Origin of the sequence: Floridaenema fluviatile BLCC-F154 (assembly GCF_041929135.1) — a bacterium.
GTDB lineage: Bacteria > Cyanobacteriota > Cyanobacteriia > Cyanobacteriales > Aerosakkonemataceae > Floridanema > Floridanema fluviatile.
In genome coordinates this window covers 166,728-187,112 of sequence record NZ_JBHFNS010000018.1, presented here as the reverse complement: position 1 = coordinate 187,112, position 20,385 = coordinate 166,728, and the positions used below count along the sequence as shown (strand labels likewise).

The 20,385-nt window shown below is 38.7% G+C and carries 14 protein-coding genes and 1 pseudogene; 5 read left to right on the top strand and 10 right to left on the bottom strand.

The features are described from left to right. Positions 1-49: 49 nt before the first annotated feature. Together ACE1B6_RS03665 and ACE1B6_RS03660 are read right to left on the bottom strand one after the other, a co-directional pair. Positions 50-814: a carbohydrate ABC transporter permease gene (locus ACE1B6_RS03665; RefSeq protein ID WP_413255976.1), complete on the bottom strand. Its 765-nt coding sequence runs from the start codon at positions 812-814 to the stop codon at positions 50-52. 88 nt (positions 815-902) lie between these two features. Continuing rightward, positions 903-1,487 (bottom strand): 5-formyltetrahydrofolate cyclo-ligase, encoded by a 585-nt coding sequence (locus tag ACE1B6_RS03660; RefSeq protein WP_413255878.1) that lies wholly within the window; start codon positions 1,485-1,487, stop codon positions 903-905. Positions 1,488-1,736: 249 nt separating this feature from the next. Here ACE1B6_RS03660 and ACE1B6_RS03655 point away from each other — a divergent pair, with 249 nt between their 5' ends. Then, positions 1,737-2,798 (top strand): mannose-1-phosphate guanylyltransferase, encoded by a 1,062-nt coding sequence (locus ACE1B6_RS03655; protein ID WP_413255877.1) that lies wholly within the window; start codon positions 1,737-1,739, stop codon positions 2,796-2,798. 89 nt (positions 2,799-2,887) lie between these two features. After that, positions 2,888-4,534 carry an ABC1 kinase family protein gene (locus tag ACE1B6_RS03650; protein WP_413255876.1) on the top strand — a complete coding sequence of 549 codons (1,647 nt, stop codon included), beginning with the start codon at positions 2,888-2,890 and terminating at the stop codon, positions 4,532-4,534. Positions 4,535-4,641: 107 nt separating this feature from the next. On the opposite strand, the gene ACE1B6_RS03645 is transcribed toward ACE1B6_RS03650, so the two are convergent. The 7 genes and pseudogenes from ACE1B6_RS03645 to ACE1B6_RS03615 all read right to left on the bottom strand — a co-directional run bounded on the left by ACE1B6_RS03645 (position 4,642) and on the right by ACE1B6_RS03615 (position 14,092). Further along, positions 4,642-5,295, bottom strand: a complete 654-nt coding sequence (locus tag ACE1B6_RS03645; RefSeq protein WP_413255875.1) for a PEP-CTERM sorting domain-containing protein — start codon at positions 5,293-5,295, stop codon at positions 4,642-4,644. A 266-nt stretch (positions 5,296-5,561) separates the two neighbouring features. Continuing rightward, on the bottom strand, positions 5,562-9,386 hold the full coding sequence (locus tag ACE1B6_RS03640) for a PAS domain S-box protein (protein WP_413255874.1): 3,825 nt from the start codon (positions 9,384-9,386) through the stop codon (positions 5,562-5,564). After that, complete coding sequence (locus ACE1B6_RS03635; protein ID WP_413255873.1) at positions 9,386-10,372, bottom strand: GGDEF domain-containing response regulator; 987 nt, start codon at positions 10,370-10,372, stop codon at positions 9,386-9,388. Before ACE1B6_RS03635 ends, ACE1B6_RS03640 begins: the two co-directional genes overlap by 1 nt. Positions 10,373-10,781: 409 nt before the next feature. Then, positions 10,782-12,308: an adenylate/guanylate cyclase domain-containing protein gene (locus ACE1B6_RS03630; protein WP_413255872.1), complete on the bottom strand. Its 1,527-nt coding sequence runs from the start codon at positions 12,306-12,308 to the stop codon at positions 10,782-10,784. A gap of 2 nt (positions 12,309-12,310) precedes the next feature. Further along, on the bottom strand, positions 12,311-13,351 hold the full coding sequence (gene cheB, locus ACE1B6_RS03625; RefSeq protein WP_413255871.1) for a chemotaxis response regulator protein-glutamate methylesterase: 1,041 nt from the start codon (positions 13,349-13,351) through the stop codon (positions 12,311-12,313). 2 nt (positions 13,352-13,353) lie between these two features. Then, positions 13,354-13,887, bottom strand: a pseudogene (locus ACE1B6_RS03620) (response regulator); the annotation flags it as partial. Between the two features lie 82 nt (positions 13,888-13,969). After that, positions 13,970-14,092 (bottom strand): hypothetical protein, encoded by a 123-nt coding sequence (locus ACE1B6_RS03615; protein WP_413255869.1) that lies wholly within the window; start codon positions 14,090-14,092, stop codon positions 13,970-13,972. Between the two features lie 272 nt (positions 14,093-14,364). On the opposite strand from ACE1B6_RS03615, the gene ACE1B6_RS03610 reads away from it, so the two are divergent. Continuing rightward, positions 14,365-15,477, top strand: coding sequence for a glycine zipper domain-containing protein (locus ACE1B6_RS03610; protein WP_413255868.1), 1,113 nt, complete (start codon positions 14,365-14,367; stop codon positions 15,475-15,477). Between the two features lie 164 nt (positions 15,478-15,641). After that, positions 15,642-16,196, top strand: a complete 555-nt coding sequence (locus ACE1B6_RS03605; RefSeq protein WP_413255867.1) for a transposase — start codon at positions 15,642-15,644, stop codon at positions 16,194-16,196. A 438-nt stretch (positions 16,197-16,634) separates the two neighbouring features. On the opposite strand, the gene ACE1B6_RS03600 is transcribed toward ACE1B6_RS03605, so the two are convergent. Further along, positions 16,635-19,928: an NACHT C-terminal alpha/beta 1 domain-containing protein gene (locus ACE1B6_RS03600; RefSeq protein ID WP_413255866.1), complete on the bottom strand. Its 3,294-nt coding sequence runs from the start codon at positions 19,926-19,928 to the stop codon at positions 16,635-16,637. Positions 19,929-20,109: 181 nt separating this feature from the next. Between ACE1B6_RS03600 and ACE1B6_RS03595 the strand changes: the two genes are divergently transcribed. Next, complete coding sequence (locus ACE1B6_RS03595) at positions 20,110-20,376, top strand: hypothetical protein (RefSeq protein ID WP_413255865.1); 267 nt, start codon at positions 20,110-20,112, stop codon at positions 20,374-20,376. Positions 20,377-20,385 lie beyond the last annotated feature (9 nt).

Here is a 20,385-nt window from a genome sequence, read left to right as displayed (position 1 = left end):
TCCTGATGTTCTCATTCAGATCTAGGTTTGACGCACCCTACAGGGAAATCTAACCTTTAACGCCACTGCCTAAATCGCTGGGAACAATGTATTTTTGCACGATAATAAATAATAGCAAAATTGGCAGAATAGAAATTACTGAACCAGCAGCAATTAAGCGCCAATCTAAGGAAAATGTCCCCGCTAATCTGGCTACACCTAAAGGTAAAGTGTAGTATTCTGGTTGGTCAATTACTATTAAGGGCCAGAGGAAATCACTCCAAGAACCGATAAAGACAAAAATTGCTAAAGTTACCAATGCTGGACGAATTGCGGGTAACATAACAAACCACCAAATTCCTAATTCTGAGCAACCATCCATTCTGGCGGCTTCTTCTAATTCTTTGGGTACTCCTTGAAAGGCTTGGCGTAATAGAAATATGCCAAATGCTGAGGCTAAACTGGGAAAGATAATTCCTAAATAACTGTTTTTTAAACCTAATTGTACCGTTAAAATATATAAGGGAATCATCACGATTTGAAAGGGAATCATGATGGTAGAAACGATGATGGCAAAAATGATGTTTCTGCCTTTAAATTCTAATCTGGCTAGGGGATAAGCTGCTAAAGCACAAAATAGTAAGTTGAAAATAACTGTTAATCCAGCTACTAAGGTACTGTTAAATAAGTATTGAGCAAAAGGGTTTGTTTGCCAAACTTGAATGAAGTTATTCAAGGTTGGTTGGTTGGGGAAAAATTGGGGAGGAAATTGAAAAATATTTTCGCTTGGGGATTTTAAGGAAGTGCTGATTAACCAGAATAAGGGAAAGAGCATGATTATGGCGATCGCACCCAGTAAGCCATAAATCAAAACATCTTTTCCCCGTACCCATTGCAGTTTAGATTTAAAAATCTGCTGTTTATCAAACATTATTCAGCTGCTCTCCCAGAAATTTATTGATAATTTTTACCCCTGTTTCTGTACAAACTCCGGTTAAAGATCGATCCCATTGGTCGATCGGGATTTCTACCAAATAAGTAAATTCAAACACCACCCCAATTGTGAGTTTATTTGACCATTCTGGCAGAGTTAATAAGCGATCGTAAAATCCCGCACCGTAGCCTAATCGATATCCTCGCACATCACAAGCGACAGAAGGAACTAAGATTAAATCTACTTGACTGGGATCTAAAATGGGAGCATTGGCAAGAGGTTCTAAAATGCCAAACTTATTTGTTTCTAACTCATCTCCCGGTTGCCACAGATGCCAAGCAAGGGAATCATCTACACAGCGAGGAAATCCCCAACGTCGGGAAAAGTCGTTAAACAAGGGTTTTAAGTCTGGTTCTTGGCGGAAACTAAAGTAAGCTAAAACGGTTTTTGCTTCCTGAAACAGGGAGGAGGATTTTAAGTGGGTGCAAATGCGATCGCTTTTTTCCTGCCACTCTGATTTCGGTAGCATTTGGCGGATTTTCAGAAGCGATCGACGTAAATTAGCTTTTTCCATTCGGTTAATGATTCGTTTGTCAACTAAAAGACCTGAAATTTTTAAGTTTTCCAGACATAAAGATTACCATAGTAATGTTGACGGTTCAGATACTTGACCACAAAACTAGGTTTCCGCAGATTTCGGTATTGACTACAAAATAAATCATCGAATTTTTAAACTTCCTTGTTCAAATGTTTAAACTTGACCTGGAAAAAACCTAGTAGGATCGAGCCAAGTCGCAAGAGTACTTATATTTACGGAAGACCAATGACTAACTCGTTAATCCCCGTAATTTTAGCAGGTGGTAAAGGCGAACGCTTTTGGCCCCTCAGCCGCAAACAACGTCCGAAACAGTTTTTAAGTTTAGATGGTAGTGGCAAAAGCCTTTTACAAGCAACGGCTGAAAGATTATTATCGGTTGCAGGTGGTTGGGATAAATTGTGGGTTTGTACTTCTAAAATTTTGGCGGAAGGTGTGAAGGAACAACTCCCCGAATTGCCAGAGGAAAATTTATTAGTAGAACCAGAAGGAAGAGATACGGCACCAGCAGTTGCTTGGACAACTTTAGAAATTGCCAAACGTTATGGTAATGATACGGTAGTTGGTTTTTTTCCTGCCGATCATTGGATTGCAGATGAAGCAGCTTACAAACAAACTTTAGAAGATGCTGCTAAATTAGCTACAGAAAAAGAGGCGATCGTCACTTTAGGAATTCAACCAAATCAGCCTTCTACGGGTTATGGTTATATTGAACAAGGAGAGGCAGAAGGTACTTTTGGTAAGTCGTTAGTTTATCGGGTAAATCGATTTACAGAAAAACCCGATCGCCAAACAGCAGAAGAGTTTTTGGCTACGGGTAGATTTAGTTGGAACAGCGGAATGTTCGTGTTTCGGGCGGGAGTTGTGATTAAAGAATTGGCAATTCACGCTGAGGAAATTCTCACTCCTTTAAAAGACAAAGGTATCGCAGCTTATGCGGAGTTACCGAAGAAAAGTATTGACTATGCTTTGATGGAAAAAACTAATTTGGCTTATGTAATTCCGGCAGCTTTTGGTTGGGATGATTTGGGGGATTGGAATGCGATCGAACGTTTGTTAAAAGGCGATAATCCAAATGTAGAATTAGCAACTCATGTAGGAATGGATACTCAAGGAACGGTGCTTTATGCTGAAGGTGAGGATGAAGTAATTGTTACTATTGGGTTAGAGGATTTGGTGGTAGTGCGCGATCGTAACGTCACTTTAATTGTTAAAAAAGAACGTACCCAAGAAATTAAGCAAGTCCTGAAAAAAATCCAAGAAGATCCTAGATTTACTCATCTTTTGTAAAATCTAAAACTCTCGACAGATGCAAAATTTTCCAGCTTTGGCTACAATAAACCAAAGCTTTTTTGTTTTATTTAAACCGATTACCAATTATGTTTTTAACTCAAACTGTTTCCCGTCAAAGAGATATTGCCGAAATTGTCTTCCGCAACGGTTGGGGTTATATGCGGGGGTTGTTGACTGGTGGTAGTGTGGATAAACCGCAGTTGCCAACTCCGGCGGTTTTAAAGAAAATTTTCATAGAATTAGGGCCAGTTTATGTTAAATTGGGACAGTTATTAAGTACTCGTCCTGACCTTTTACCAGCATCATATATTGAAGAATTATCGACTTTGCAAAGTTCAGTACCGCCTGTTTCTTGGGGAGATATTGAAGTTGTTTTGCGAGAAGAATTAAAACAACCTTTAGAAGAGATTTTTGGTTTTGTGAATCCGCAAGCGATCGCAGCTGGATCGATCGCCCAAACCCATCGTGCTAAATTATTAGATGGTAGAGAAGTAGCTTTAAAAATTCAGCGTCCCGGAATTAGTGCAATTATTGAACAAGATATATTTTTGATTAAGGGTTTGGCGGAATTGGTCGATCGAACCGAAATCGGACAAACTTACGACATCAAAGGTTTAGCTGACGAATTTACTAAAGCATTAAGAGATGAATTAGACTTTATCTTAGAAGCCAGCTACACAAAACTATTACGGGAAAATATGTCTACTAGTCGCTGGTTCGATCCCCAGCAATTAGTCATTCCCGAAGTTTATTGGGACTTAACAACCCGGAAATTATTAGTATTAGAATGGTTGGACGGAGAACCACTGTTAACCGCAAATCTTAGTCAAACAAATGGCGTTTCTCCCGAAGTGAAAAAAAGGGAAATTACTAGACTGATATTTCGGGCTTTTATTCAACAATTGTATGTTGATGGATTTTTTCACGCCGATCCCCATCCCGGCAATTTCTTCTATTTAAAAGATGGTCGAATTGCCTTACTAGATTGTGGTTTAGTTGGGAGATTAGACCCTCGCAGCCAACGCATTTTAACCGAAATGATATTAGCAATTGTTGATATGGACGCGCAACGTTGCACCCAATTAACTCTACAATTAGCTGATTCTGCTGAACCGGAAAACTTAGCGAATTTGGAAATTTCTTATGAACGAGTGTTGCGGAAATATTACAATTTAAGCTTGTCCAAAATCAGTTTTGCTCAAGTATTTTATGAAGTGTTACAAATAGCCAGGGAAAATAAAATTAGATTGCCTAGTAATATGGGTTTATATGCAAAAACTATTGCTAATTTAGAAGGTTCGGCGCGAATTTTTGACCCCGAAGTGAATTTGTTAGATGAAATTAAACCATTAATGACAGATTTATTTCAACGGCAATTGTTTGGAGAAAATCCCGGACAAACATTGTTAAGAGCAGCTTTAGATATTAAAAGTTTGTCGTTAGAATCTCCCCGACAAGTAGAGTTACTTTTAGATCGAGTTACTTCGGAATCTTTGAAGTGGAATTTAGCGATTAAAGATTTCGAGGGGTTGCGGCGAAGTTTAGATGATTCAGCTAATCGTTTGTCTTTTAGTATTGTAGTTGGTTCGTTAATTATTGGGGCGGCGATTATTTCTTCTAACGCACAAACAAGTCAGTTTTCGGTTTTAAGTAATGCTTTATTTGGAGTGGCGAGTTTTTTGGGTTTGTGGTTGATTATTAGTATTTTGCGATCGGGGAAATTGCGATCGTAGATCGGACTGGGCGGTTGAAACCACGTCTACACAAACAAAGTCCGCCTACGCGGACTAAAGAAGGATATTATGGTTGGTTAACCGGACAAGATGTTAAACTTTCACATCTACGCTTTTTGCTGTTTGCGCTTTAGTAGCGAACTCGCACCAAAAGTGCCTAAAGCTAATAAACCCAAAGTAGAAGTAGGTTCAGGAATCGAAGCAGCATCAATACCCATTACGGCAATAGCATTAACATCAAAACCATCTCTACCCGATCCTCCGGGTGAGTTATCGACCAACTTAACATACTTATAAGTATTGTTATTATTAATTTCCAGAGAAGCACCCAATGGGTTTTTAAAGGCATTATTAGCAATATTTGCGATCGTACCAATCTCCAACCAATCATTACCGCTTAAATAATTTCCCACAAAAACTTTTACCTTCTCATCGTACTGTGACTGTTGGGTGTGATTTCCCCAAGTAGTTTCCCAGAGAGTAACTTGACCGGAAAAAAGCGTTCCAAAACTGAAAATTGCTTCCCCTTTAATCCCCAAACTTAAAAAGTCTTGATTGCTGTTGTTATTAGCATCTAATTGAGGCGCACCCAAAGCATTAGAAGTATCTTCTCTATAATCATCCATTGAAGTACCCTTATTATCGTAAGACTCTACTTTCGTTGCATAGGTTAGAGTTCCTGCAATTGAAGGTACAGCTGCCAAAGCTGTTACAAATAAGGAAACTGGAATTGCGAAAGCCGCTTTAATCGAAGGTTTCATAATTTATTCCTTTCCTATCTAAACTTTTAGTTCCTCGTGATTACATGGTGGCACATAATATCAACCAATTTGAGAACTATTTGAGAATTTTATAAAAAAAATATACTTAACAAAATAATATAAAAATTCTGTAAATTATCTATCAAATATTCTGTTTGAGAAATTCTGTTTGGGAAATAATACTAAATCCGGGCTACTTACCCCCGATATCTCCTCCCTCTTTCCTGTGCGTCCTTTCTGCGTAAGTGCTAATAATGTGACAAAGCCTAAAAATTCGTCAATTCCATAATCTTGTCAAAATCAAAATCTTGATTAAATTGCTCTAAACCTTTCGCTAAAAATAAATATTCAGTGGGAATTTGTGTAATTAAATACTTAATTGCTTTTTGATTACAAGCTCTAGAAGCTTGATGTAGTTCAACTATCCAATCATGAGGCATAACTGCGAGATGTTCCCGCGTTAGTTTTTCTGCCACATCTAACTTCTCTTGATTGGGTGCTAGTCCTATTACTTGTTGCTGTGGTGGCACAGGAGATTCTGTAGTTTCTTGGACTGGGATGGCGAATCCAAAAGTGCTACCCTCCCCTAAAGTGCTGCTAACAGTAATTTCTCCACCCATCAACCTGACTAATTTACGACTAATTGCCAACCCCAAACCCGTACCTTCCTGCGTTTGTTTACCCGCCTGAGCTTGAGCAAAAGCATCAAAGATGATCTGCAAATCTTCTTGGGCAATGCCAACGCCAGTATCTTGCACCTCAAAATTAAGAGTAATGTGGCAGTCAGAGGTAGGGGAATTATTTTCCTGGCTACTGACTCGCAAAGTTACGCTTCCTTTGTTGGTAAACTTAATTGCATTACCAATCAAATTAATTAGTACTTGCTGCAATTTTTGCCCGTCAGTAATGATATATTGCGGCACTTTTGAGAGAATTTCTAAGTAAATTTGTACTTCTTCTTGGTTTACTTGTTGACTAAAATTAGTGTGCAATGATTGAAGCAGATCGAATAAATCGATCGCTTCTTTTTCTAAGGTTAGTCTTCCTGCTTCGATTTTTGATAAGTCAAGAATTTCATTAATTAACTTTAGGAGATAATTTCCTCTGTCTTCAATGATTTTGATATACCTTTGGTAATCAGAATTTAAGCTGGTGTCCCGGTGCATGAGTTGAGCAAATCCGAGAATTGCATTGAGTGGAGTGCGAAGTTCATGGCTCATATTTGCCAAAAATTCACTTTTAGCTTGATTTGCTGTTTCTGCGGCTTTTTTTGCTTGTTGAAGTTCCTGTTCGGCAAATTTCCGATCGCTAATATCAATCAACAATCCATCCCAAACTACACCATATTGTGTATTTTGGGGACGGGAATTACCTTGAATCCACTTAAGTTTTCCCGATGGAGTAGTCAATCTACCTTCCCATTGCCAAGAGGAACAGTTCTGCACGGCGCAGGTAACAGACTGTTGCAGAGATGGGAAATCTTCTGGATGGATCAAACTCCAGAGAGCATTGGCATCTTGTAAAATTTGCTCAGGTTGTAGTTCTACTAACTCGTAAGACCCAGAACTAACATAAGTAAATAGCCCAAAACGATCGTGATTACCGGGGAAATATCGATAAATCATCCCTGGCATATTCTTGACTAAAGTTTGGAATCTTGCCTCACTTTCCTGTAAAGCTGCTTCGGCTTTTTTGCGATCGCTAATATCCGTCAAAGTGCCAATATAACCAACCAATCTACCAAAAGAATCGATTTCCTGCACCACCTGAACGTAATACCAATTAGTAGTGCCATCAGGTCGAAGATGTCTCCCTTCACTTTGATTGAGAATGAAACCTCCGGGAACTAATTGAGTCAAACCTTCAGTCCATTTAGTGATAAGTTGCTCTCGTTCTTCAGGATGCAAAGCTTCCATCCATCCCCTACCCAAAGCTGATTCCTTCGTTCTGCCTGTCATTTCGCTCCACCGATCGTTAACATAAACACAATTCAAAGGTCGATCGAATCGGAAAATTGCCACCGGACAGATTTCCGAGAGAATTCGATAACGAGCTTCAGTTTCTTGAAATGCGATTTCTGCGATTTTTCGATCGGTAATATCGATTGTAATTCCATGCCAGACAAATTCGCCTGTCTCCCGTCGTTGAGAACGACTATTCACACTTAACCACTTAGTCTTACCAGAAGGAGTAATAATACGGAATTCACATTGAAATTGTTCTCCTGTTTCCCTGGCATGATGCGCCGCTTCTTGATAGCGAATCAAATCCTCTGGGACGATTTGATTTAAGATTAACGAACCATCCCGAAGCAAATCGGCGATCGGGATCTCATGAATTTCCTGGGCCGCCGGACTGAGATATTCAAATTGCATACCTTCTCGATCGCTGACCAAAAGAGTATAAATCACAGCCGGAGAAGCCGCTGCTAGTTCGCTGAACTTAGCCTCACTTTGTCGCAAGGCTAATTCGGTTTTTTTGTGATCGCTAATATCCCGCGCGATCGTAATTACCGCATCCAGCCCTTGCAAATTGCACAACTTTGCCGAAAGCAGCACTACCTTCAATTCACCAGACTTTGTAGAAAAAGTCACCTCTAAATTGTCAACTCTACCCTGCTTCTGAAACAGTTGTGTAAACTGTTGACGCACTGTCAAACTTGCCCACAAGCCAAGTTCCGTAGCCGTTCGACCAATGAATTCTTCGCGAGAATAGCCATAGAATTCAACCATTCGATGATTAACTTCTAAAAATCGTTCCTCAGCCAAACTGGTAATCGAGATCGGATCGGGACTAGCCCGAAAAATAGTTGTAAATCTTTCCTCTGATTCTTGCAAAGCATTTTCAAATCGATCGAACAAAGACTGCAATTGATCCGCCATCAAATTGAAAGATCGAGCCACACTTCGCACCTCTACCACTGGGCTATCAGCTGGCAACCGGGCGCTCAAATTTCCCGCGGCTATTGCATCACTCAGCTGATTGAGTCGATTCATCCGAAAAGAAAAGCGACTTGCCATAAAGGTTCCTGATGCGATCGCCACCCCCAAAATCAGCAAGCAAAGCAAAATCGTCACCCGCCTACTAGCCTGGATTTCTGCCATAAAATCCGACTCTGGAATCACCGTTACCACTAACCAATCCAACCCATAACCATCCCGAAAAGGTGCAACTTGAGCCAAGAGTTTCCTACCCTCAACCCATAAATCAAAATGTTGAGGAGCTTGAATTTGATTTAGATCGTGCCATTGATTAAACAAGTATTGCCCCAACAGCCGATTTACCTGATTCTGGCTATCAGTTATCCTTAATCGAACTAGAGAATTATCTGTAACACTTCTGGCAAATACTTGCTCTTCAGTGGAACTCGCTACTAGATCTCCCGATCGCTCTATAATTAACACCTGACCAGTAGATGAAAAACGCAAAGATTTCAATTTTCGACTCAAGTCAGAAAGCAAAATACCTGAAGTCAACACTCCCTGAAACTTCCCAGTTTGATAAACAGGTGTTGAGAAGTTCATTCCCGGTAGAGAAAAAACTGCATCGGCAGAGATCGGAGTCCAAGTTTGTTTCCCAGTTTTGGCTGCGGCTTGATACCAGGAAGAAGACGCTGCACGGTTTTCTAAAATAATTAAGGATTCAGAAGGTGCAAGATTTCCCGTTTGATTTCTGATGGGATGCTTTAGCGAGTTGCGGATCGCAAATACCTGTTTTCCTTGGACGTTACGCCAGCCAAGGGAGGTTAAGGCGGGGAAGGTTTGAATTTGTTGCCGAAAATATTCTTTTAGTTGGTTAGAGTTGTTAAGATTCAGGGATTTTTGCTCGATTGTCAATCGATTAATTTGCACAAACTGACGTGGAATATTTAGATAAACATTTAGTTGATCCTGAATCCGATCGCTTTTCTCATCCATCAATCGATCGATTAAAGCTATTACCGTTCGCTCTCCAGAACCGTAAGACAAATATCCCACTAGCGCCGCTGCTCCCACGGTTTGCAGCACGAAAGGAATCACCAACACCCACCGCAAAGGAAGACAAGGAATCCGACAACACAGAAAATGCCATATCTCAAATCTCGATCTCATTAATAGTTATTTCCTTGTATGCAAACCTTATTTCGTCCCTGAGCTTTTGCTTTGTAGAGTAGTCGATCTGCTGCTGCAACTAAAGTATCTACGGAATCATCCAGAGAAGGAATAACACTAGCAACACCCAGACTAATGCTCACTCGTCCCGGAGAAGGTTGCGGTACATCGGTAATTATCAGTTGCTCCACCATCAAGCGGATTGTCTCAGCTAGTTGAGCCGCTCCTGTCAGGTCTGTGTTTGGTAGCAAAATGGCAAATTCTTCTCCCCCATAGCGAGCAGCTAAATCGCTTGGTCGCTTCACTGCATTATGAATAGTTTTCGCTACCTTTTGCAGACAGCGATCGCCCGCTATATGACCATATAAATCGTTATATTGCTTAAAATGGTCAATATCAGCCAAAATCAACGACAAAGGCAATTTCTCCCTTGCCGATCGATTCCACTCCTGAGTCAGACAGCGATCGAAATGACTCCGATTAAAAATTTGTGTCAGTCCATCCACATTTACTAGACGTTGTAGTTCCTGGTTCGCTCGTTCTAAGGCATCAATTAATTCTTTGCGCTGTTTTTGTAAGTTGCGAATCGTCAATTGATGCTTGACTCTGACTAAGACTTCCTCAAACTGAAACGGTTTGGTAATATAGTCTGCTCCACCTACCTGAAAAGCTTTTACTTTGTCTACAGGTTCGCCCAGTGCACTTAAAAAAATTATTGGTATTTCACAGGTTTGAGAATTTGCTTTCAACTGCTCACATACATCGTATCCATTCATTTCTGGCATCCGAATATCCAACAAAATCAAATCTGGTGGTGCCGCTTCTACTCCAATCAGCGCCATTGCACCATTTTTAACGCAGCGAACTTCGTATCCTTCGTGAGTTAGAGCTTCAAATAAGATATGCAGATTATCGGGAGTATCATCAACAATAAGAATGGCTCCTGACTGAGATTGGGAAGGGGCGATCGCTAAATTAGTGTCCATATTTAATTATGGGATTCCAAGTGAATAGAACAGATAAGATTAAAGTTCAGGAAGTTGAACTTTTTTTAAATGTGTTCACCACTAAAGTTATATTTTTTTAGCATTAATTTAGTAACTGTTTCAATAGGTGAATATAAAAATTATAGTGCCACACTATTACAAATAGTTCTTTAATTTTCTTGATTTTCATTATGTCGTACTTGCGACATCCTACCCGAATAAATCAAAAATTAGGGTGATTATACTGAGTTTTTTAAGTCCTCTGCTTTTTCTCTAAGGAGTTGTTCTAGATATTTGCGATCGGTAATATCTACGAGAAACTACAAACAATTCTGACTTCCTTAATGAAAATTTCCCGATCGACTTTGCTAATACTTAAGAATGGGAAATCGATGCTAAACTGCAAAAATCACTTTTCAGTAAAAGTCCAAACCCCATTCCAATTATTAGGTACGCCTTGTTTTTTGAGAAAATCAATTCGTTGCAGATAGAGTTGCGCCGTTTTATCTTTAGGATTTACACTTAAGACTTTTTCAAAACAAAGTTTTGCCTTTGCCAACCCTTCTTTTGCAGAGAAATATTTTAATCCTTGCTCAAAGTCTGGTTTAGTAATTAACTTCAATTTTTTTACTTCTTCTAATTCAGCATCCAGAACTTCGTAAACTGCTAAAGGTTCCTTCCTACCCTTGACAATAGCTCGATCTAAACATCTGATTTGGTATGCTTCTGGATTAGTTAAATGCTCATAAGTTTGTTGAGAAATTAACAAAGAAACGCCATAAAATTTAGTTAAACCTTCTAATCGAGCCGTTAAATTAACATTATCTGAAAGTGCATCTCCTTCCATGCGATTTTCTTCACCAACCATGCCCAACATAATCGAACCCACATGAATACCAATACCAATTTTAATCGGTTCATTTCCCATTTTTAATCGTTCTTGGTTGTAATCCTCCACAACTCTAAAAGTTGCCATGCCAGAAGCTAAAGCATCATCAGCACCATCGGGAAAAACAGCCATAACACCATCTCCCAAAAATTTGACAATTAAACCATGATTGTTACGAATTTGGGGACTAACTCTTTGCAAATAAGAGTTAACAAAAGCAAAGCTTTCTTTGGGAGTCATCTTTTCTGATAAGGTAGTGAAGGAGCGAATATCAGAAAACATTACAGCCATTATTTTACTAACATGATCGCCTAACTGAACATCGGTAATGCTTTTTTTACGGAGAAATTGCAGATATTCGTGAGGTACAAAACGTCCGTAAGCTTGCAATAAAGATTCTAATTTAGTATTAGCGTCAGTTAGCTCTCTTTCTCTGGTTTTAACAGTTTTCACCATTTTAGTAAAAACTCGTGCTAATTGTCCGAGTTCATCACTACGGCTGGCAACTTCTGTTAAAGAATCTGGTTGAAAAACATCTCTTTCTACTTGAGAAGCTGCTGTAGTTACTTTACTGACTTGCTCAATATATGCTGCTTGATGTAAGATTTTAGCTTTTAAAAGTGCTTCGGCTTCTTGACGTTTTAAAAAGTTAGTGTAAGCTTGGGAATGATAACGAATTCTGGCGATTAATTCCATGCGATCGGGCAATTTCACCAAGTAATCATTCGCCCCTAATTCAAATGCTTTAGCTTTAATTATCGGTTCTTCTTTACTAGATAAAACAATTAAAGGAGTGTGGCAAGTTACAGCATCTTTAGCACGGAGAAATCTTACTAATAGCAATCCATCCATTTGGGGCATTAACAAGTCTTGCAAAATTACTGTTGGTTTGTAGTTTTCGGCAACTTCTAAGGCTTCTGTGGGATCGCTACAATAGTGAAAGATAATATCAGTTTCTGGGGCTAACATTCGACGAACTGCTTCACCAATAATTGATTGATCGTCAATTAATAAAACAGTTATTTGCTCGTTTATTGCAGTAGCCATAATTAAAAATTGCGGTTTGAAAGTGAATTTTTCAGGAGTCGAGAGGCGATCGCATCCGGTGATAAAACTTCTACAGCAGCTTGTAACTCAATAGCTGCTTTCGGCATTCCATAAACTACACAACTTTCTTTATCTTGAGCAATTGTATGCCAACCTTTAGAACGTAAAACGCTTAATCCTTCAGCGCCATCTCTGCCCATTCCAGTTAATAAAATTGCCGTTCCTTTGCGAGTCCAATGTTCAGCTAAACTTTTAAAAAATACATCAACTGAAGGACGGTAAGGATAATTAATGGGATGTTGGGTATAATTTAAAGTTAGGTCAGATTGCAAATATAAATGATCGTTAGTTCCGGCAACTAAAACTGTGCCTTTTTCTAAGCGATCGCCCGCCACCGCAATTCGCACAGGTAAGGCACATTGTTGCTTTAACCAATCAACAAAACCTTCGGAAAATTGAGCATCTACGTGCTGTACGATCGAAACTGCGGCATCAAAATTTGCCGGAAGTTGTGAGAGGATTTTTGCTAGTGCTTTTGGCCCACCAGTTGAGGAACCAATTGCTACTAATGGGACGATCGCAGAAAATTTGTTGCGGGTTGCTATGGGTGCTGAATTAACCGATTCCTTGGTATTTTTACTAGTAGATATTCGCATCAATTTGCCAATTCTGGCAATTTTCACGAGTAAATCATTAGCAGTTTTACTGCTATCTCCTTGCTGTAAAACTGGGGTATTTACTACATCCAACGCCCCATATTCCATTGCTGTATAAACTTCTGGCAAATTGCGATCTTTGTCACTAGTTACGATTAAAATAGGACAAGGAGAGTTTTGCATAATTTGCCGAGTTGCTTCTACGCCATTCATTACAGGCATGAGCAAATCCATTAAGATTATATCTGGTTTATTTTGGACGCATTTTTGTACTGCTTCGGCTCCATTTCTAGCTGTCCAAATTACCTGGTAATCTGGAACTGTTTGTAGAACTTTTTGCAATGCTGCTTGTGCGATCGCCAAATCATTAACAATAGCAATTCTCATAATTATCGCCCTATTAAATTTACCACAGCATCAATTAACGTTTCATCATGAAAACTACTTTTTGTTAGGTAGTAATCTGCACCAGCTTCTAAACCTTGAATGCGGTCTTCTTCGCGATCGCGATAAGAAACTACAATCACTGGTGTGGAATGTAATCGAGGATGACTTCGCATTTGTTTTACTAACTCTATCCCATTCATGCGCGGCATATCAATATCACTGATGACCAAATCATAGCGATTGCTGCGAAGTGCATTCCAACCTTCCACACCATTAACCGCCACATCAACAAAATAACCGCGATTTTCTAATAGTCGGCGTTCCATTTCTCTAACAGTAATTGAGTCATCAACCACTAAAATTTTCTTCCGTTTATCTATAGTAGTTACTGTTCCTTCAACTCCAACTTTTGCCAGTTTTCCAGTATTCAGAATTGCATCCATCGATCGCACCATATCCGACACATCAATAATCAGAATTGGTGAACCATCTCCCATTAAAGAAGTAGCACTAATATTTGGTACTTTACCTAATTTGATCGATTCTCGCTAACGGAACTGCGTAAGGTAATAGGTTTTAAATCTGTAAATAATCTGTCTAAATCTATCCTTTGTTCCCCTATTTAGTAGTAATAGCATCAAAATTCAGAAAATTTTCATCTAAATAAAACTTTACATCAAACAAGTTACTTAACTGCTGGCGTAGTTCTGGAACATTCGGAAAAAGAATCTGAGAAGCCATCAAAATTGGTTATTTATCTCGAACTAAAGCACCCACGTAAGTATAGATTAACACTAGTTATGCCTGACCAAGCTTTTTAATACGGCTTTAACTAGCTGATAGACATTCCCTTTTGAATGTTGTGTTGGTGACTGAGTTTGACAAGCGATCTATTCCTATCAGAAGATTTTTGCATTTCTGAATTTACCTCAATAGAGGAGGTAATGCCCTTGAGAAATCGATATTGTGAAGATAAATAAACAGAAGTTATCCAAAGTTAGGGAAATTTTGTTATGGCAAACAAAAACAAAGACAAGAATCCAAAACCTGTTGAAGTTGAAATCATAGACAAAACTCAAGAAATTTCCAAACAACCTGGAGAAATCCAGATTCAAGAAATGCAGAGTGCAGAAATACAAAAAACAGAAAGCTCCTCCGAACAAAACCAACAAAATCAACACAATAATCATATAGTTGCGGAAGCGATCGGAGCAGCTGGAGGCGGTGTTGCAGGTGCAGCAATTGGTAAATTAGTAGGTGGACGCTTAGGCGCAGCAGTTGGCGCTGTGGGTGGAGCCGTAGCAGGCGCAGCAATTGGCGATCGCGCCGCGAAAGGAATTGACGAAAAAGTTGATAGTGCAGTTGATTCCATGAAAAATACAGTTCAAGAAGTAACTCACCAAGTTGAAGGTGTAGCTGATACTGTGAAGGAAAAAATTAATGAAACAGACTTAAAGAGTGTAGCCGAATCTGCAAAACAAAAAATTGATGAAGCCGACGTACATGGAATTTCTGAATCAGTACAACACAAAATTGATGAAGCTAACGTCAAAGGTATAACTGACTCTGCAAAACGCAAAATTGACGAAACAGATGTTCACGGTATAAGTGAATCTGTGCAACATAAAATCGACGAAGCTAACGTTAAAGGCGTGAGTGATTCTGTCAAAAATAAAATCGATGAAGCTAACGTTAAAGGCGTAAGTGATTCTGTCAAAAATAAAATTGACGAAGCTAACGTTAAAGGCGTGAGTGATTCTGCAAAACGCAAAATCGATGAAGCTGACGTGAAAGGCGTGAGTGATTCTGTGAAGCAGAAAATTGGTGAAACAGGTGATTCTGCAAAACGCAAAATTGGCGAAGCTGATGTTAGAGGTGTAAGTGATTCTGTTAAGAATTCTGTGAAAGACACCGCTAACACTGCGAAAGATAAAATCGCCAATTCCCAGGATTCCAAAAATCAAACACCTGCCAATCCTATTCCAATGCCACCCGCAGATCTTAACAGAACCGATCTGTATGTAACGGAACCAATCGTAACCCCTGCGCCTCCTACCCCGATCGTTTATCCTACTCCTGTGGGAGAAACTCCTGAAGAAAAAGCGAAGAAGCGTAATCAAAAATAAGCTGCTTTTGAATTTCTGATTTTGTTAACCCTCTCGCCTCTGTTTGTGTTTGAGGTGGGAGGGTTGACTACTTTTGTAGGGCGAATCATTCGGGTTACAATTTGTCACTTAAAACCTAGATTATATAGATCATATAATGAAAATGCCAGCAACCTCTGCATTTTATGAAATATAATCCTGACATCCATCATCGCCGTTCAATTCGCATCAAAGGATATGATTATTCCCAAGAAGGTGCATATTATTTCACGATTTGCTGCCACCAAAAGCGATGTTTACTAGGCGAAATTATTAATGGCATTATGCAGCCAAATATTGCAGGCGAAACCGTTGCAGCAGTTTGGCATAATTTACCCCGTCATTTCCCATTTATTGAACTAGATGCTTTTGTAATTATGCCCAATCATGTACATGGGATTATTGTAATTACCGAACAGCAAAATAATATTGCTAATCATCAATTATTAAAATATCAAACATCTTTACCCAATGGAACTAAAGCAGGTTCCTTGGGTGCAATTTTGCAAAACTTTAAATCAGTAAGTACTCGCCAAGTTAACCGCATAACGCGAAATTCTGGCACAATTTGGCAACGTAATTACTACGAAGAAATTATCCGTGATGAACAAGCATATAATAATATCAGACGTTACATTATTGAAAATCCTCTGACATGGGAAGACGATGAAGAAAACATTACCAAATTTAAACCGATTTAACCTTGGTTTAATTACACATCACGAATTTGTAGGGGCGAAGCATTCGGGCGACAATTTATGATACTCAGCCAAAATATTCAATTCCGAATGCTTCGCCCTGCCCCCGCGACGATATGAAAGCTACATTAAACTAAAATATGACAATTCTTATATTTTGCCCAACCCAACCAAGAATATAAAACAATTTAATTTGCTGTCCATATTTAACAGATTAAAAGTATTCGTATATATGAATTGTCGCCAAGGAAAGGGCGAAGCATTCGGGTACATAAATTGTCGGTTTTTATCTGAGATAGTATTTGTATACATCAATTGTCGTCAAGGCAGGGCGAAGCATTCGGGTATATCAATCGTCAGTTTTCATCAGAGATAGTTGCCCGAATGCTTCGCCCCTACGAAGATAAAAATAAGATATAAAACAATTATTTGTTGTCATTTTTAATCTTCTAAAATTTTTCTACTCAGCCATTTTAATACTGTATCAATGAGGTTTGGGTCATTGGGAGAAATTAGCCTTACATTGTTACAAGGTTCATCACTAATAATGGCAATTGTACCCCCAAATGTAGCGATATCGGATAGGAAGGATGGGTTTAGGGTGCGATCGTTCTTCGAGTTGTAGAATAGCAAAGCAACTCGTTTTTCTAGTTTTCCTAAATCTAAGTCCCAATAAATACTTAGCAGCGGCATATTGGTAGGACTTTCGTGCGAACATTTAGGACAACCTTGCTTTACCATTTGACGATAGATATAAACAGCAAGCATATCTGTGTTGCTGAACTCGTTATTGATATCAATACAAATTAGTTTTACTGCTTTGTTGAGTTCTTCATCGTTAGCAATGGCAGAATTAAGTTTTGAAGGAAGTTGAGTAAAGTTGAGGTTTTGAATAATAGAAGATTTACCAACTGGAATGTTATCGGGTGCTTCTGGATGTGTGGAAGGTGATAAATTGTGCCATGCGCGATAAAAGTCAGGGTAACTCATGTTTTGGGCGCAGTGCCAGAGGATTTGGAAGCATTCTCCGTAAGTACTATGATTCTTTGTGTAGAAATCTTCCAAGTAAGACTTTAACCCTGTAACAACTAACGGTAACAACTTGCTTTGAGTTCTTGTGGGTGTCTTGAATATGATTATTTGCAAACTATTAGCTATTTCTAAGCGTCTTCTGTTAGATGGTTGACTACATAGGTGTGCAATTAACAAATTGACTATGTTCATAGCCTCTTTTTCCAAATTTTCAATTTTTAACTGCTCTAGCCCTAAAAGAGATAGCTCATAATTTACTAATTTCCAATTACTCGGCTCTTCAAAAGAAGTTAAATAAAAATCAAACCTCTCATCTAAAATTCCTAGTTCACGCAGACAGCTAGCAGCTAAATAATCAACTAACGGATTACTTAAAAGTTCATTTAAGGTATTCAAAGCCTCGGAATCATTAGGAATCATTTTTAGCAAACCACAGGCTGCTAAACAACGATCAACTGTATCATTATTGGGGGTTAAAAAGCGTCTTAGAGTAGCTATAACTTTTGGATTGTGACAACTAACTTTTGACAGTATAGATATAATTCGACAGGTCATGTCTATATAGTGGTTATTATCAAGTAAATTAATAAGAGTATCTACAGCTTTTTGGTTATTACTGTCAACTTCGAGTAAACGAGAAGCAATTAAGTAATGAATCTCTTCATTTTGATTTTGATGCAAATTTTCTATCAGGCAATTAACGGCTCTTAAACGGTCGGTATTTTGTAAAACTTCTACTGCCTGGTATTTCATAGGGCTATAAGGATTAATCAGGTATTCGGCAGGATCAACAAGACTCCACTTTATTAACTGATTTACAATTACATCAGCTAGGCTACTATATTTAAATTCAGCAATTCCAGATGCTGCCAAAAAATATGCTTGATAGTAATACAATTTAGAGCAACCATCCTGAAAATTTACCAATTCTTTGATGAAAGTTTCTTTTTGGTTATTAAAGGTTATATTACCTTGTCGCCCCAACCATAGTAAAATCACCTCTTTCCACTGAGATTCAAAAATTCGGTAATTACCTTTATCTGGATTTTCATGAACATGATTAAGGAAAAAGTGCCAATCATCGATCGCCAATGCCGCAAAATATTCCTGAAAAGTAGGATGAAAAAAGGCATAAGCATTCTCAAAAGGTTTCTCTGCAATACGACCAACGCAATTTAGCCAACTTAACTGTTTTATAGCTAACCAAAATAAAGATTTTTCATCATTTGGATTACCTAAGAATCTTTCAATAAAACTCTGAGGTAATAGAAAGCGAAATTTTTTGCTGTCGAGAGCTTCTTTGGATAAATTACCCAATGCTTTTTTCAACTCTTCCTGTTTTTCAAAAGGAACTTTTAGCTTTGAATCCTTTAATTCATGTAATCTATAGAAAGCTTGTACAAACAACTCATATAACTCTGCTTTGGTATCTGGCAAAGAACCTATACCTAATTCCCACGCATAACAGAGCAAAGATAAGCGTAAAGGATTTTTCACTAAATCTCGAATTCTTGCTTTAGTTTGTAACTGAAGTTCTGCTTTTAAGTCCTTGGCTAACTGTGAATCTATTAATTCTCTGTTGAAGAAATTATTAATAAACTGTTCTACTTGTGTCGGATAATCAAAATTCAAAGTTCGGTAAACATCAAATTCTTCTAAAGCGTTGTTTTCCCATACATTAAGCCTACAGGTAAGTATAACTCGTACTTTCTGTGCCCAACCTTCTCTCAGCTGATAACCAATATCTAGCAAAGGTATTCGCTCGTTTGCTCCAACTATCATCTCATCAGCACCATCTAGTAGCAAACAAACCTGACCAGTTTTCAAAAGTTCCTCTAAAGCAGTTCTCCATTCTGCTGGTGCAGTTTCCAATGCTTGTGCTGCATCGCGTAACCAATCTTCTAATAGATATTTGGACAATGGCTTAGAAGCTATCCTAGAAAGGGAAATCCAAATTGGAATTGTCTTATTTTTCTGTAATTCATCACCAATCTTTTGTAAAAGGGTTGTTTTCCCTGCTCCTGGTTCACCAATAATAACAATACGTCGTCCCTGACTTTTAGGAGTTTCGCACTTGCGGATAACTTCTTCAAAAAACTCTCGATCTTTAAACCTTTTTTTATTTTCCTCTTCATACGGTGCATAAAAAATTGAACCTTGTTCTGTAGAGCTTATATCTTTCTGCTTGGCAGGTTTCCTATGTTCTTCCAAACCTAAAGGTAAAAACAAATCATCTACTTCAAAAGTTACCCCATCCCGTGCCATCAAGGAATTAGTAGATAAGCCTTTTTGGTGTTGGAGAAGTTCACCACAGCGATCGCGTAGTTGTTCACAAATCCCTGAAATATCGATATTCAGTGATTTTTGAGACTTTTTTCTGTATTTTTCCAGTAGTTGAAGTAAGTCAGCGTTTGCCCAGTCGATTTCCTCTTCTAGCTGAAGTAGTTTCTTGATAGCTGGATAAATTTCTCTAGATAAAGCCTGTCCAAGTGTACCATCGGTATATTGAACTTTACCCGCTATTTGAGCAGGGCCGTAACCGCACAACCTCCCCACTAGAGCAAGTTTTGAAGCAGGCATAAAACGATTTTTTTTCAGAACCTCTTTCAGGGCTTTTTCTAAATCAGCAAAAAGTTGCTCAAACTCGAAATTACGATAAGCCTCTGGAAATAATTCCTCAAGCTGATTTTGATTGGATGTCATTGCTGTACAAACGATTGCCAAGTATCTCTACATCAAATCATAACCTTACGGTAAAGGCTCCTTAGAGCTTTACTCATACATCCTCACAGATTTACTCACATTTACTCACAGGCTGTGAGGAGACTTCTACCCTTCACCTTGGATAGGCTATCAACAGAAAGCAAAAGTGAAGGTTAAATTTATGAACGCATTTCAACTAAGCCTTTTCCCAGACGAACAACCTGTGCCCATCGATTCCCTTAACAAAAAAAGGAAACCTAAACCGCAAACAATCGTAATAGAACTATCTTGCACAACCAAAAGAGCAGCAGAACTTCTAGACATATCCACCACAACTCTTTACCGTGCCCGCAAAGAAGGTAGAACTTACCAAAAAGGCGCTTGGATTGCCAAATCTATTGGTGCAAATGCTTGGACAGTTACCTACAATCCTGCTCAGTTCAAATAAGTTTAATCG

Bases quoted from the DNA above. Each gene is read 5' to 3' on its own strand.
- ACE1B6_RS03665 (WP_413255976.1), bottom strand. From the start codon at position 814: ATGCTCTTTCCCTTATTCTGGTTAATCAGCACTTCCTTAAAATCCCCA.
- ACE1B6_RS03660 (WP_413255878.1), bottom strand. From the start codon at position 1,487: ATGGAAAAAGCTAATTTACGTCGATCGCTTCTGAAAATCCGCCAAATG.
- ACE1B6_RS03655 (WP_413255877.1), top strand. From the start codon at position 1,737: ATGACTAACTCGTTAATCCCCGTAATTTTAGCAGGTGGTAAAGGCGAA.
- ACE1B6_RS03650 (WP_413255876.1), top strand. From the start codon at position 2,888: ATGTTTTTAACTCAAACTGTTTCCCGTCAAAGAGATATTGCCGAAATT.
- ACE1B6_RS03645 (WP_413255875.1), bottom strand. From the start codon at position 5,295: ATGAAACCTTCGATTAAAGCGGCTTTCGCAATTCCAGTTTCCTTATTT.
- ACE1B6_RS03640 (WP_413255874.1), bottom strand. From the start codon at position 9,386: ATGAGATCGAGATTTGAGATATGGCATTTTCTGTGTTGTCGGATTCCT.
- ACE1B6_RS03635 (WP_413255873.1), bottom strand. From the start codon at position 10,372: ATGGACACTAATTTAGCGATCGCCCCTTCCCAATCTCAGTCAGGAGCC.
- ACE1B6_RS03630 (WP_413255872.1), bottom strand. From the start codon at position 12,308: ATGGCTACTGCAATAAACGAGCAAATAACTGTTTTATTAATTGACGAT.
- cheB (WP_413255871.1), bottom strand. From the start codon at position 13,351: ATGAGAATTGCTATTGTTAATGATTTGGCGATCGCACAAGCAGCATTG.
- ACE1B6_RS03615 (WP_413255869.1), bottom strand. From the start codon at position 14,092: ATGGCTTCTCAGATTCTTTTTCCGAATGTTCCAGAACTACGCCAGCAG.
- ACE1B6_RS03610 (WP_413255868.1), top strand. From the start codon at position 14,365: ATGGCAAACAAAAACAAAGACAAGAATCCAAAACCTGTTGAAGTTGAA.
- ACE1B6_RS03605 (WP_413255867.1), top strand. From the start codon at position 15,642: ATGAAATATAATCCTGACATCCATCATCGCCGTTCAATTCGCATCAAA.
- ACE1B6_RS03600 (WP_413255866.1), bottom strand. From the start codon at position 19,928: ATGACATCCAATCAAAATCAGCTTGAGGAATTATTTCCAGAGGCTTAT.
- ACE1B6_RS03595 (WP_413255865.1), top strand. From the start codon at position 20,110: ATGAACGCATTTCAACTAAGCCTTTTCCCAGACGAACAACCTGTGCCC.